This is a genomic window from Bradyrhizobium sp. USDA 4369 (genome assembly GCF_054056435.1).
The window spans coordinates 7,895,663-7,908,605 of the sequence record NZ_JBSRYH010000001.1 but is presented as its reverse complement, the minus strand read 5'-3'; the positions used below and the strand labels follow the sequence as shown (position 1 = coordinate 7,908,605).

General features: G+C 66.1%; 10 protein-coding genes and 1 pseudogene. 3 read left to right on the top strand and 8 right to left on the bottom strand.

The genetic code is table 11. The features are described from left to right. Positions 1-20 precede the first annotated feature (20 nt). On the top strand, positions 21-1,100 hold the full coding sequence (gene paaE, locus ACVIJ6_RS35855) for a 1,2-phenylacetyl-CoA epoxidase subunit PaaE (RefSeq protein WP_456776606.1): 1,080 nt from the start codon (positions 21-23) through the stop codon (positions 1,098-1,100). 389 nt (positions 1,101-1,489) lie between these two features. Here the strand turns inward: paaE and paaK are convergent, their stop codons facing one another. Together paaK and paaI are read right to left on the bottom strand one after the other, a co-directional pair. After that, positions 1,490-2,818, bottom strand: a complete 1,329-nt coding sequence (gene paaK, locus ACVIJ6_RS35850) for a phenylacetate--CoA ligase PaaK (protein WP_456776605.1) — start codon at positions 2,816-2,818, stop codon at positions 1,490-1,492. A gap of 43 nt (positions 2,819-2,861) precedes the next feature. Further along, positions 2,862-3,320, bottom strand: a complete 459-nt coding sequence (gene paaI / locus ACVIJ6_RS35845; protein ID WP_456776604.1) for a hydroxyphenylacetyl-CoA thioesterase PaaI — start codon at positions 3,318-3,320, stop codon at positions 2,862-2,864. A gap of 206 nt (positions 3,321-3,526) precedes the next feature. Here paaI and ACVIJ6_RS35840 point away from each other — a divergent pair, with 206 nt between their 5' ends. Then, the gene (locus ACVIJ6_RS35840) at positions 3,527-4,600 is read left to right on the top strand and encodes a YeeE/YedE family protein (protein ID WP_456776603.1); all 1,074 of its coding nucleotides are present in this window, start codon (positions 3,527-3,529) and stop codon (positions 4,598-4,600) included. Positions 4,601-4,821: 221 nt separating this feature from the next. On the opposite strand, the pseudogene ACVIJ6_RS35835 reads toward ACVIJ6_RS35840, so the two are convergent. The 5 genes and pseudogenes from ACVIJ6_RS35835 to ACVIJ6_RS35815 all read right to left on the bottom strand — a co-directional run bounded on the left by ACVIJ6_RS35835 (position 4,822) and on the right by ACVIJ6_RS35815 (position 10,476). Continuing rightward, positions 4,822-6,040: pseudogene (locus ACVIJ6_RS35835) on the bottom strand (bifunctional alpha/beta hydrolase/OsmC family protein). 796 nt (positions 6,041-6,836) lie between these two features. Then, positions 6,837-7,202 carry a hypothetical protein gene (locus tag ACVIJ6_RS35830; protein ID WP_456776602.1) on the bottom strand — a complete coding sequence of 122 codons (366 nt, stop codon included), beginning with the start codon at positions 7,200-7,202 and terminating at the stop codon, positions 6,837-6,839. Positions 7,203-7,394: 192 nt separating this feature from the next. Beyond that, the gene (locus ACVIJ6_RS35825; RefSeq protein WP_456776601.1) at positions 7,395-8,057 is read right to left on the bottom strand and encodes a sulfite oxidase-like oxidoreductase; all 663 of its coding nucleotides are present in this window, start codon (positions 8,055-8,057) and stop codon (positions 7,395-7,397) included. A 138-nt stretch (positions 8,058-8,195) separates the two neighbouring features. Next, positions 8,196-9,620, bottom strand: coding sequence for an amidase (locus ACVIJ6_RS35820; protein WP_456776600.1), 1,425 nt, complete (start codon positions 9,618-9,620; stop codon positions 8,196-8,198). A gap of 79 nt (positions 9,621-9,699) precedes the next feature. Continuing rightward, positions 9,700-10,476, bottom strand: a complete 777-nt coding sequence (locus ACVIJ6_RS35815) for an SDR family oxidoreductase (protein WP_456776599.1) — start codon at positions 10,474-10,476, stop codon at positions 9,700-9,702. 157 nt (positions 10,477-10,633) lie between these two features. Between ACVIJ6_RS35815 and ACVIJ6_RS35810 the strand changes: the two genes are divergently transcribed. After that, positions 10,634-11,707 (top strand): tartrate dehydrogenase, encoded by a 1,074-nt coding sequence (locus ACVIJ6_RS35810; protein WP_456776598.1) that lies wholly within the window; start codon positions 10,634-10,636, stop codon positions 11,705-11,707. Positions 11,708-12,024: 317 nt separating this feature from the next. Here ACVIJ6_RS35810 and ACVIJ6_RS35805 read toward each other — a convergent pair whose 3' ends face one another. Next, the gene (locus tag ACVIJ6_RS35805) at positions 12,025-12,939 is read right to left on the bottom strand and encodes an NAD(P)-dependent oxidoreductase (RefSeq protein ID WP_456776597.1); all 915 of its coding nucleotides are present in this window, start codon (positions 12,937-12,939) and stop codon (positions 12,025-12,027) included. Positions 12,940-12,943: the final 4 nt, after the last annotated feature.

Below are 12,943 nucleotides of genomic sequence, written 5' to 3'. Positions count from 1 at the left end.
ATGACGCTGGGTGAGGTTCGATGTCGACAACGCCACGCTTCCACCGTCTCGCCGTCCGTGACCTGCGCCGCGAGGCGCCCGATGCGGTGTCGCTGACCTTTGCCATTCCGGATGAGCTGGCGGCGGACTACCAATTCGCGCCTGGGCAGTATCTCACATTGAAGACCACGCTCGGCGGCGAGGAGGTCCGGCGCTCCTATTCCATCTGCTCGGGCCCTGACGACAACGAGATCCGCATCGCGGTGAAGCGCGTCGATGGCGGCGCGTTCTCGAGCTTCGTGACCGACGAATTGAAGCGCGGTGACGAGATCGACGTGATGACGCCGACCGGGCGCTTCGGCGTGGCGCTGCAGCCCGAGGCCGCGCGCACGCATGTTGGTTTTGCGGCGGGCTCGGGCATCACGCCGATCCTCTCGATCGTCAAGGCCGTGCTGGCGCGCGAGCCGCACAGCCGCTTCTTCCTGTTCTACGGCAACCGCACCACCGCGGGCATGCTGTTTCGCGAGCAGCTCGAGGAGCTGAAGGACCGCTTCCTCGATCGCTTCTCGCTGTTCCACGTCATCTCCGGCGAGGAGCAGGATCTGCCGATCCTGCACGGCCGGCTCGACGGCGAGAAGGTCCGGATGCTGCTGCGCTCGCTGGTGCCGGCCGATAGCGTCGACCACCTCTTCATCTGTGGTCCGTCGGGCATGAGCGAGGACATCGAGGCGGCGTGTCGCGCGCTCGGCATCGCCGACGACCGCGTCCATATCGAGCGCTTCGTGTCCGGCGCCGGCGGCAAGCCGCGCCCCAAAGCTGTTGTGCCCGACACGGCGCCGCCGAAGGCGGTCGCCGCCTTGATCATCGACGGCAAGCGCCGCGAGGTGCCGGTTGCCGAGGGCGAAGCCATCCTCGACGCGGCGCTACGCGCCGGCGTCGACCTGCCGTTCGCCTGCAAAGGCGGCATGTGCTCCACCTGCCGCGCCAAGCTGGTCGAGGGTAAAGCGGAGATGGAGCTGAACTACTCGCTGGAGCCGTGGGAGCTGCAGGCGGGCTTCGTGCTGACGTGCCAGGCGAGGCCGGTGACGGAGCGGGTCGTGGTGGATTACGATCATATGTAGGTGAGGAGCGTGTGTTGGGGCCTCGTCCTTCGAGACGCCCGCCTTTGGGCGGGCTCCTCAGGATGAGGGGAGGCGGTTTCGCGTGCCGCGCAGAATAAGGAGTGATCGTTCGACATCGGCCTTTGTCGCTCGCATCCGCCGAAAATGACCTCTGCCCTCGCTCTTGACCCTCACCCTGAGGAGCCCGCCGCAGGCGGACGTCTCGAAGGGCGAGGCCCCCGACCTTGGCCTCATAGTTCGAGACGCGCCGCGTACGAGGGCTTCGCCTCGCATAGGCCCGATCGGCGCGGCGCTCCTCACCATGAGGATTTGACGCCGAGTGCGGCGTTGCACATTGACCATGAGCAGCGTGCTCATGGAGAGGGTCTGCATCGTGGCGCTCCGATCCGCTACCCCGCCGGCCGCTTGTCCTTGATCCGCTTCGCCTTGCCGGCCGAGCGCTCCAGCGTATCTGGCGGCACCACTTTCACCTTGGCGGTGACGCCGATCGTGTTCTTGATGTGGATGGAGATGCGTTCGGCGTGCGCACCCAGGCCGGTTTCGTCCCAATGTTCGGGGCGGGACTCCGCGTAGATGGTCAGCTCGTCCATGCGGCCCTCGCGCGTGAGCTCCAGCATGAAATGGCCGCCGCACCATTCGGTCGTCAGCAGGATCTCCTCGATCTGCGACGGGAACAGATTGACGCCGCGCAGGATGATCATGTCGTCGGAGCGGCCGGTGACCTTTTCCATCCGGCGCATCCCCGGCCGCGCGGTGCCAGGCAGGAGCCGCGTCAGATCGCGGGTGCGATAGCGGATGACCGGGAAGGCCTCCTTGGTCAGCGAGGTGAACACCAATTCGCCGATCTCGCCGTCGGGCAGCACCTTGCCGGTGTCGGGATCGACGATCTCCGGATAGAAATGGTCCTCCCAGATGTGCAAGCCGTCCTTGGTCTCCAGGCATTCCTGCGCCACGCCAGGGCCGATCACCTCGGACAGGCCGTAGATGTCGGTGGCGTCCATCGCGAAGGCATCCTCGATCTCGGCGCGCATCGCGTTGGTCCACGGTTCTGCGCCGAAGATGCCGATCTTCAGCGAGCTCTGCCGGGGATCCAGCCCCTGGCGCTTGAACTCGTCGAGGATCGCCAGCATGTAGCTCGGCGTCACCGTGATGATGTCGGGCCGGAAATCGTTGATCAGCTGCACCTGCCGTTCGGTCATGCCACCGGAGATCGGCACCACGGTGCAGCCGAGTTCCTCGGCGCCGTAATGGACGCCAAGACCGCCGGTAAACAGGCCGTAGCCATAGGCGTTGTGAATGATCATGCCGCTGCGGCCGCCGGCGGCGCGGATCGAGCGCGCCATCACGTCAGACCAGGTCGCGATGTCGTTTCGGGTGTAGCCGACCACGATCGGCTTGCCGGTGGTGCCCGAGGAGGCATGCACCCGCACCAATTGCTCGCGCGGCACGGCGAACATGTTGAACGGATAATTGTCGCGCAGGTCGGTCTTCACCGTGAACGGAAATCTGGCGAGATCGGCGAGCTCGCGGAAATCCGACGGATGGACGCCGGCCGTGTCGAAGGCGCGGCGGTAATGCGCGACATTGTCGTAGGCGTGCTTCAGCGACCAGGCGAGGCGTTGGGTCTGCAGCGCCATGATCTCGTCGCGCGAGGCGCGCTCGGTGGCGTCCATTTCGGGCACGTAGCTGCCGGCCGATTGAAGCTTGGGCGATGTCATGGCGTCGGATCCTCCGGCAGGGGCGCGGGCGAAAGGAAGCTGCTCAAGTCGCGTTGGCTCCACCGGACGACACCAGCGTGCCGCCGATGCTGCGCGAATGGCCGCGGAACTCAGCAATCACGGTGTCGCCCGCGGTCACGCGGACGTCGTAGATGCCGGAGCGGCCGCTGCGCGAGACCTCGCTCGCACGTGCCATCAGGACATCGCCGAGCTTGCCCGGCCGGATGAAGCTGATGCTGCCCTGCGCGGCGACGGTGCGGTCATTGTGCGAGTTGCAGGCGAAAGCGAAGGCGGAATCCGCGAGCGTGAAGATGAAGCCGCCATGGGCGATGCCGTGGCCGTTCACCATGTGCGGCTGGATCGTCATCTGCAAGGTGGCGCGTCCCGGGCCGATGTCGACGATCTGCATGCCAAGCCCCTGGCTGGCGCGATCGTCCTGCCACATCGCGTCGGCGCAGGCTCGGGCGAGCGCGTCAGGGGAGAGCGTCGCCGCGTCGCTCATCGCCGCGGCTCCCGGTCCCCAAAGGCCGGCTTCCCCGTCAAAAGGCGCGCTGGTGAAACCACGGCGTTCTCTCCCGCTGATGCTTGTTGGAACAAGCATTCTCATCTAGTTAGGGCCGACATCGTGGCAAAGTTTCCGTGCGCGTCAAGCGAAAGCGGTGCCCGCGTGTCGCCGCCGGTCGATCGCAACCAGAGGGAATTTGACCCGTGCCCGAAGCTGCCAATCTGGCCGTGACCGCCGGTCTCCTGATCGGCGTGATCTATGGCGTCGTCGGTCTCGTCAGCGGCTTCTGCATGATGAGCAGCCTGCGTGGCTGGTGGGCGGACGGTGACGGTCGTCTGGTACGAACCTATGCGCTGGCGATGGGGATCGCGCTCGTCGCCACCCAGCTGCTCGCGGCCAATGGCGTCGTCGATCTCGGCAAGTCGATTTATCTGCAGCCGAGCTTCTCGCTGCCGCTGATGCTCGCCGGCGGCGTGCTGTTCGGCTATGGCATGGTGCTCGCCAATGGCTGCGGCTCGCGCGCGCTGGTGCTGCTCGGCCGCGGCAATCTGCGTTCGTTCGTCGTGGTCGTGGTGCTGGCGATCGCGGCCGAGATGACGTTGAAGGGTCTGATCGCACCGCTGCGCATCGCGCTGCTGCAGGGTTCGCAGACCAGCGCGACGGCGACGTCGCTGCCCGCGCTGCTGTCGGGCGGAGGACTGCATGGCGCGGCGGCGCGACTCGTCCCGGCGCTCGTGCTCGGTGGCGCGCTGATCGTGTTTGCCTTCGTGCATGTGCCGTTCCGGCGCGCGCCCGGGCAGATGCTCGCCGGTCTCATCGTCGGCATGCTGATCGCGGCCGGCTGGTTCGCGACCGGCACTCTCGGCGCCGACGATTTCAACCCGGTGCCGGTGGCCTCGCTGACCTTCGTCGCGCCGATCGCCGATGGCCTGCAATATGTCATGCTGTCGACCGGCTCGACTGTGAACTTCGGCATCGCGACCGTGGCCGGCGTGCTCGCCGGCAGCCTCGTGACGGCGCTCATCACGCGCCGCTTCAAGCTCGAAGGCTTCCAGTCGCCGCAGCACATGCTGCGCTCGGCCGGCGGCGCAGCGCTGATGGGGATCGGTGGCGTGATGGCGCTGGGCTGCTCGGTGGGGCAGGGCCTCACGGGACTGTCGACCCTGGCGCTGCCGTCGTTCGTGGCCATTGCCGGGATCATGATCGGCACGGCCATGGGCCTGCGCGGCGGCTTGCGCGTGCGGCCGTTGAAGGTCGAGCCGCGGGCGGGGCTTTAGGTCTCGACGCCTTTGGCTTGAACGAGATGCTGGCCGCTCATTCACCTCTCTCCACCGGGAAGAGGTCGGCGCGAAGCGCCGGGTGAGGGGGCTTGGCTCCGCTGATCGATCACCGAAACCCCTCACCCGGATTGAATCTGGCGATGCAATCCGACCTCTCCCTTCGGGAGAGGTGGACGTCCCTCGACGTGCGACCTCGATCAAGTCGGGTCGCACGTTGATCACTCGGTCGCGCGCGTGACGATGCGGATCTCCGATGTCAGTGTCCGGTGCACCGGGCACTTGTCGGCGATCTCCATCAGCCGCTTGCGCTGGTCATCATCGAGCGCACCGTCGAGGTGGATCTCGCGCTCGAGCTGATCGATCAGCCCGACCTTGGTATCGCACTCCGCGCAGTCCACCGCATGGATCTTGCTGTGACGCAGAGTGACGGTGATGCGCTCGAGCGGCAGGACTTTGCGATCGGCATAGAGCCGCATCGTCATCGAGGTGCAGGCGCCGAGCGCGGCGAGCAGCAGGTCGTAGGGACCGGGGCCTGAGTCCTGGCCGCCGACCGAGAGCGGCTCGTCGGCGGTGAGATGATGCGGGCCGAGCGCGATGCTCTGCTGCAGCTTGCTCGACCGGGTCTCGCGCACCACCACGTCGCGCGGGTCCGTCCTTGGCTGCCGGCTCCGCGGCCGCCGGCGCGACATAGCGGCCGGCCCAGCTTGCGATCACCTCGGCGATATAGGCGGCGTCGGCCTTGCTGCTGATGAGATGATCGGCATGATCGAGCGAGATGAAGCTCTTCGGATGCTTGGCGGCGACGAAGATGTGGGTTGCGTTGTCGATCCCGACCGTGTCGTCGACAGGCGAGTGCATCACCAGCAGCGCCTTGTGCAGATGCTTGACCTTGTCGAGCAGGCGCTGCTCGGCGATGTCGTCGAGGAACGAGCTGCTGATGCGGAACGGACGGCCGGCGAGCGACACTTCCGCCGTGCCGTCGCGGCGGATCGCGTCGAGACGGTCCTTGAACATCGCGGTGACATGGGCTGGATCTGAGGGCGCGGCGATCGTCACCACGGCTTTCGCGTCCGGAATGTCGCCTGCCGCGGCCAGCACCGCGGCGCCGCCGAGGCTGTGGCCGATCAGGATGGTGGGCGCCTGCCTGGTCTCGCGCAGATGATCGGCCGCGCGGACGAGGTCGGCGACGTTGGAAGAGAACGTCGTATTGGCGAAGTCGCCTTCGCTGGAGCCGAGGCCGGTGAAGTCGAACCTGAGCACCGCGATGCCATGCGCCGTCAGTGCCATCGCGATGCGTCGCGCCGCATGCGTGTCCTTGCCGCAGGAGAAGCAATGCGCGAACAGCGCATAGGCGCGCGGCACGCCGTCGGGGAGATCGAGCGCGGCGGACAGTCTGTCGCCGCCTGCGCCTTCGAATTGGAAACGTTCGGTCGGCATGATGTGATCCCCCATCGTTGCGTCCGGGCGCGGCACTGACGCCGCACGGTCTCACATTGTCATATAACAGATCGGGCCTGCATGTGTCGGTGCGCTGAAGCTATCGGCACCTTTCGTGCGGCCCCTGGATTGCTTCGCTTGCGCTCGCAATGACGGCCGTGGCGGGCAGCGAACGCTCCACAAACTCCGTCATCGCGAGCGCAAGCGAGGCGATCCAGGGGCTCAGCAATAACTCGATGACATCAACAGCGACATCCCGTGCTGCATCTGCACCAACTGCACATATGATGACGCAGTCTCGCGGCCGGCACGGCCCGAGTTGTGCGGATCGTCGCGCCTCTCATAATCGAGAGGGCGCAGGGAAGGTCGGGAGCCTGCCGCCCCCATGGTCCGCCTGCGGAAAAAATGCAGGCGGCAGAACCACAGGTTCGGCTGAGGACATCCCGGCCTTCCCTGCGCAATGGTTGGAACGGCTTATACGTGCTCTCTCCGGGGAACGGCTGTCTTGCCCCCGTCATCGCGACGCGCGTCATCCGCACCGCGACTTGACGCCAGCGCCGCGGCGTCAAGACCACACGATTTCGCCGTGCGCACCGAATCGTTCGTCCGCATGGACAACCACGCTGCGACCCGTCGCGCCCATCGCATCCCGCGCTCCACGTCCGTGACGATCGCGATCCGTCCCTCTGCAACGAGGCGGGATGGCGGGGAGTAAATCACGATTTTCAGAAATCGACAAGAGGTAATATTTCTGGGCGGCGATTGGGCAAGCATCAATCGCGCGACGCAGCAATGATCACTCCCGCGGCGGCAACAGCTCGATCTCCTGTTCACCGTGCCCGATCGCCGTCGGCAGGTCTTGCGACACAAGATCGGAAATCCATCGGACGAGCGCCGGCAGCGCTTCGTCCTTTGCCTGTCGGCGAAGTGGGGGCAAGTCCCGCTCGTGCGCAGTGCCGACTTTGATGTTGAGACGCTCATAAGGAATGTCGCCGTCCGGCGGCCGATATCGTGCATCGAACAGACGCCTGCCGTGGCTGCGAACAAGGTGGATGCGAATGCCGCCGAGATCTCTTGCGGTCAGTGCGGCGAGGATGACGGACGGCTTCAAAAGATACCCATAGCCTTTCGGTATCTTGCCCGTCTCTGAGGTGAACTCCATGGTTGATCTCTGGCACGTTCTGATATCGCGGTCACCGCGCATCGGCGCTGAAGCGATACCATGCAGACCGTAGGCTGGGCAAAGCGAAGCGTGCCCACTACTCTTTGCGTTTTCGGCGAAAGACGGTGGGCACGACGCTCCGCGTCTTTGCCCAACCTGCGGCTGCGTTGGCCTGGCGTTGAGCGAAGCCGGTCAGTCCGAATAGCGCTGCTCGGCCCAGGGATTGCCGCGGTTGTGATAGCCGCGCACCTCCCAATAGCCGGGGGCATCGTGATCGAGGAATTCGATCGCCTTCAGCCATTTCGCGCTCTTCCAGAAATACAGATGCGGCACGACGACGCGCACCGGGCCGCCATGCTCCTGCGTCAACGGTGCGCCGGACCAACTGTGCGCCAGCAGCGCATCTTCGGCAGCGAAATCCGCAAGCGTCAGATTGGTCGTGTAGCCGTCGTAGGAATGCAGCACGACGAACTCGGCCGTGTCGCGCGGCCGGCAGGCGGCGAGCAGGTCGCGCGTGGCCAGCCCTTCCCATCGATTGTCGTAGCGCGACCAGGTCGTGACGCAATGGATGTCGGAGACGAACTGGCGCTGCTCCTGGGCCAGGAAGGCGGTGAAGTCCCAGAACAGCGGATTCTCGACCGCGCCATAGACATCGAGCCGCCAACGCTCTGATGTGACCGACGGCGTCAGGCCGAGGTCCAGCACCGGCCAGTCGCGGGTCAGATGCTGGCCCGGTGGCAGGCGCTGGTCCTCGGGCCGCACGATGCGGCCGGTCAGGAACTTGCCCTCGCGCGCCCAGCGTTCCTTGCTGCTGGTCAGCTTGCTCTCGGGCGGCAGTCCGGACTCGTCAGCCATCTCAGCACCTCGTCGGTCGGTTCTGCTCACGCCTGCCCTGCGACGGAGATCATAATAGAGCGAGGGCTTCCCCGCCCAATGCTTTTGAAGTGCCGTCAGCCCGGCCCTGGACGCCTGGCCGGGCTGCGGATGCGCCGCTCAGCCTTTCGGCGCGCGTGGATCGATCGGGGTCGAGTTGGCGACACCGAGCATGTCTTCCAGCACCTTGGCGCCGGCGAGCAGCTGGGCATCGGCGCGCGGCGCCGCGATCACCTGCAGGCCGACCGGAAGGCCCGACGCGGTGAAGCCGCAGGGCAGCGATAGCGCCGGGCAGCAAGCGAGCGTGATCGCGTAGACGATGCCGAGCCACTGCACGTAGTTGTCGAATTTGTGCCCGGCGCATTCGGCGACGTAGCGGTTCTCGACCGGGAAGGGCGGCACGATGGTCGCAGGTGCCAGCAGCAGATCATAGGTCTCGAAGAACCTGACGGCGCGCGCCGTGATCGCGACGCGCTGCGCCTCGGCGCGCGCGATCTGCGCCACCGTGAGCTTCAGCCCTTCCTCGATGTTCCAGATCACCTCGGGCTTCAACAGGTCGCGCTTGGTGCGCAGCAGCTCGGCCTTGCTCATCGCGAAGTCGAGCGCGCGCAGCACGTGGAAGCATTCATGCGCCTCGCTGAAATCGGGATGCGCCTCCTCGACGATGACGCCGAGCTCATTGAAGCGCTGCGCCGCCTTGCGGGTGACCGCGGCGACTTCGGGATCAACCGGCGTGATGCCGAGATCGGGCGAGTAGGCGACGCGCACCGGCTTCTTGCCGGAGCGGGCCGCGGCCAGGAACGAGGTCGCGGGCGAGGGCAGCGAGATCGGATCGGCGGCGTACTCGCCGCTCATCGCGTCGAGCAGCAGCGCGAGATCCGCGACATTGCGCGCCATCGGGCCCTGGACGCCGAGATTGCGGTCGACAGCGACGGCCGGCGTATGCGCGACGCGGCCGAAGCTCGGGCGCAGGCCGACGATGCCGCAGAAACTTGCGGGATTGCGCAGCGAGCCGCCCATGTCGGAGCCGTGCGCGAGCCAGGCCATGCCGGTCGCGAGCGCGACTGCAGCGCCGCCCGAGGAGCCCGCCGCCGAGCGGGACGTGTCCCAGGGATTGCGCGTTGCGCCAAACACCTCGTTGAAGGTGTTGGCGCCGGCGCCGAACTCCGGCGTGTTCGACTTGGCGTAGATCACGCCGCCATTGGCTTCGAGATGCGTCACCAGGAGATCGGAGTGTTCTGGAATCCGGTCCTTGAAGATCGGCGAGCCCTGCGTCGTCAGGACGCCCTGAACATCCGTAAGATCCTTGATCGGCACCGGCAGCCCGGCGAGTAGCCCGCGCTCCGCCGCTGGCTTCTGCATCAGCGCCTTGGCGTGATCGCGGGCGCGGTCGAAGCAGAGGGTCGGAAGCGCGTTGACCTTGTCGTCGACAGCTGTGATGCGCGCTTCAAGCGCGTCGAGGCAATCGAGCGGCGTGATGACGCCGGCCTTCAACTTGTCGACGACGGCGCAGGCGGTCTCACGGATCAATCCCTGGTCGGCCAAAGTGCAGTTCTCCTGATTGGAAGCGTCCCGGCGAAAGCTGGTAGATCACGTTTCGGTCGGCGTGGAAAGGTTGCGGCGATCAACCCCACCCTGCGCTGATGCCGCCGTCAACGGTATAGATCACGCCCGACGTGTAGCCGGCACGGTCGGAGGCCAGGAATGCCATGAGGTCGGCGATCTCGCGGACATGCGCGGGGCGGCCGAGCGGCAGGCCCTTCTGGAATTCCGTGTAGCGGCTCTCGTCGCCGAACTGCTGTTTCGCGCGGGTCTTCAGCAGGGTGACGTGGCGGTCGGTGCCGACCGGCCCGGGATTGATGCCGACGACGCGGATATTGTCGGCAAGGCTCTTGGAGCCGAGCGCGCGGGTGAACGCCATCAGCGCAGCATTGCCGGCGCTGCCGCAGATGTAGTTGGCGTCGAACTTCTCGCCGGCCGCGCCGATGTCGTTGATGATCACGCCCGATCCGCGTGCCTTCATCTGCGCGTAGACCAGCCGGGTGAGGTTGATGAAGCCGAACACCTTCAAGTCCCAGGCGCGCCGCCAGGCCGCCTCGTCGATCTTGTCGATCGGCCCGCCCGGAATGTCGCCGGCATTGTTGACGAGGATGTCGATGTCGGCGGCCTCTTGGGCCAGCCGGGCGACGTCCTCGGATTCGCGCAGATCCACCACATGCGCCGCCGCATCGATCTGGTGACTGGAGCGAAGCTGCTCCACCAGTGCCGACAGCCGGTCGGCACTGCGCGCCGCGAGCCGGACGTGGCAGCCTTCCTCCGCGAAGACTTCCGCTGCCGCGGCGCCGATGCCCTTTGAGGCGCCGGTGATGAGAACGCGCTTGCCGCGCAGATGAAGATCCATGGAGGTTCTCGCTGAAGGGGAGGAGACCCGATTGTCGGGCGCGTCAGCCATGCGGTCAATCTTGCACCGCAGCGTTGCGTCGGTCCGCCATTTGGTCCATTCAGGCGATCGACCATTTGAGCCGGGATAGCCGGCGCCACATCTGAGGATCCGCTCGATGAGCAAGAAGCCCTATCGCATCGCAGTCATCCCCGGCGACGGCATCGGCAAGGAGGTCATGCCCGAAGGGCTGCGCGTGATCGAGGCCGCGGCCAAGAAGCACGGCGTCGCCGTGCAGTTCGATCATTTCGACTTCTCGAGCTACGATTATTACGAGAAGCACGGCCAGATGATGCCGGACGACTGGAAGGCGCAGATCGGCAGCCATGACGCGATCTATTTCGGTGCCGTCGGCTGGCCGGCCAAGATCGCCGACCATGTCTCGCTGTGGGGCTCGCTGATCAAGTTCCGCCGCGAGTTCGACCAATACGTCAATCTGCGCCCCGTGCGCCTGATGCCCGGCGTGCCGTCGCCGCTGGCGGGCCGCAAGCCCGGCGACATCGATTTCTGGGTGGTGCGCGAGAACACCGAAGGCGAGTATTCGTCCGTGGGTGGCCGCATGTTTCCCGACACCGACCGCGAATTCGTCACCCAGCAGACGGTGATGACCCGCACCGGCGTCGATCGTATCCTGAAGTTCGCCTTCGAGCTGGCGCAGTCCCGGCCGAAGAAGCACCTGACCTCCGCGACCAAGTCGAACGGCATCTCGATCACGATGCCGTATTGGGACGAGCGCGTCGAGGCGATGGCCAAGAACTATCCGGGCGTGAAGTGGGACAAGTACCACATCGACATCCTCACCGCGAATTTCGTGCTGCATCCGGATTGGTTCGACGTCGTGGTCGGGTCCAATCTGTTCGGCGACATCCTGTCGGATCTCGGCCCCGCCTGCACCGGCACCATCGGCATCGCGCCGTCGGGCAACATCAACCCCGAGCGCAATTTCCCGTCAGTGTTCGAGCCGGTGCACGGCTCGGCGCCTGATATCGCGGGGCAGGGCATCGCCAACCCGATCGGCATGATCTGGTCGGGCGCGATGATGCTGGAGCATCTCGGCGAAAAGACCGCGGCACAGTCGATTGTCGGCGCGATCGAGCGCACGCTCGCGGAGCGGACCCTGCGCACGCGCGACCTCGGCGGCAATGCGGACACCGAGGCGTGCGGCAAGGCCGTCGCGGACATGGTGGATTAGTTGTAGCTGTTTGTTTCGCGCCCGGCCGGGTTTCATGACACCAGTACGTAGGGCGGGTTAGCGCAGCGGTAACCCGCCGGCTTCTCCATCGCTACTGGATGGCGCTGCGCTAATCCGCCCTACGCGTCTGCCACCGTCGGCCCACGATAGATCACGCGGTAGGGGTGTCCCGGCTTTCGACGGGACGACAGGGGTGGTTGGGCGACGGATGGAGCAACATTGTCGTTGCGAGGAGCGCAGCGACGAAGCAATCCAGGGCCGTCGCGGGACTCTGGATTGCTTCGCTGCGCTCGCAATGACGGAGGTGGGAGCTGGGGCTACGACGACTTCGCCACCCGCCGGCAATGCTCCCACGCCGCATGGATCAGGTTCTCGCTGGCTTCCGGCGTCCGGAAGGCGGAGTGGGCCGACAGCGTCACGTTCGGGATCGTCGTCAGCACGTGACCGGCCGGCAGCGGCTCGGTGTTGAAGACGTCGAGGCCGGCGTGGCGGATGTGGCCGCTGCGCAAAGCATCGATCATGGCGGCCTCGTCGACGATGGCGGCGCGGGCGGTGTTGACGAAGATCACGCCCTTGCGCATCTGCGCGATGCGCTGGCGGGAGAGGAAGCCGCGGGTCTCGTCGTTGAGCAGGAGATGGAGCGACACGACATGACTCTGCTGCAGCAGCGTGTCGAGATCCACGAACGTCACGCCCGGGTGGCTCTTCGGCGAGCGGTTCCAGGCGATCACCTTCATGCCGCTGCCCGAGGCGATGCGCGCGACTTCGGCTGCGATGCCGCCGAAACCGATCAGGCCGAGGGTCTTGCCGGTCAGCTGCATGCCGTCGTCACGCAGCCAGTTGCCGGCGCGCATCTCGCGATCCATCTGCGCGATGCCGCGGGCCGACGCCCACATCAGCGCAATGGCGGCTTCGGCGACAGCGGTGTCGCCATAGCCCTTGATCAGGTGCACGGTGATGCCGAGTTCGGCCAGTTCTTCGGGGTTCATGTAGCTGCGCGCGCCGGTGCCGAGGAACACGACGTGCTTGAGGCCCTTGCACTGCCTGGCGACATCCGTCGGCAGCGCGGTGTGATCGACCACGCCGATCTCGGCGCCGGCGAGGATGGCCGGCCAGTCCTCCGGCTTGATGTCGGGATCGAGATGCACGCGCACCTCGGGATCACCCGGTTGGCGCTGCCGCTCGAAGATCTCGGCAAGCGAGTCGTTGGCGTCGATGAAAACTCCGCGCACGTGT

Coding starts and splice junctions, on each gene's coding strand:
- paaE (WP_456776606.1), top strand. CDS start 21: ATGTCGACAACGCCACGCTTCCACCGTCTCGCCGTCCGTGACCTGCGC.
- paaK (WP_456776605.1), bottom strand. CDS start 2,818: ATGACATCGCCCAAGCTTCAATCGGCCGGCAGCTACGTGCCCGAAATG.
- paaI (WP_456776604.1), bottom strand. CDS start 3,320: ATGAGCGACGCGGCGACGCTCTCCCCTGACGCGCTCGCCCGAGCCTGC.
- ACVIJ6_RS35830 (WP_456776602.1), bottom strand. CDS start 7,202: ATGGAGTTCACCTCAGAGACGGGCAAGATACCGAAAGGCTATGGGTAT.
- ACVIJ6_RS35825 (WP_456776601.1), bottom strand. CDS start 8,057: ATGGCTGACGAGTCCGGACTGCCGCCCGAGAGCAAGCTGACCAGCAGC.
- ACVIJ6_RS35815 (WP_456776599.1), bottom strand. CDS start 10,476: ATGGATCTTCATCTGCGCGGCAAGCGCGTTCTCATCACCGGCGCCTCA.
- ACVIJ6_RS35810 (WP_456776598.1), top strand. CDS start 10,634: ATGAGCAAGAAGCCCTATCGCATCGCAGTCATCCCCGGCGACGGCATC.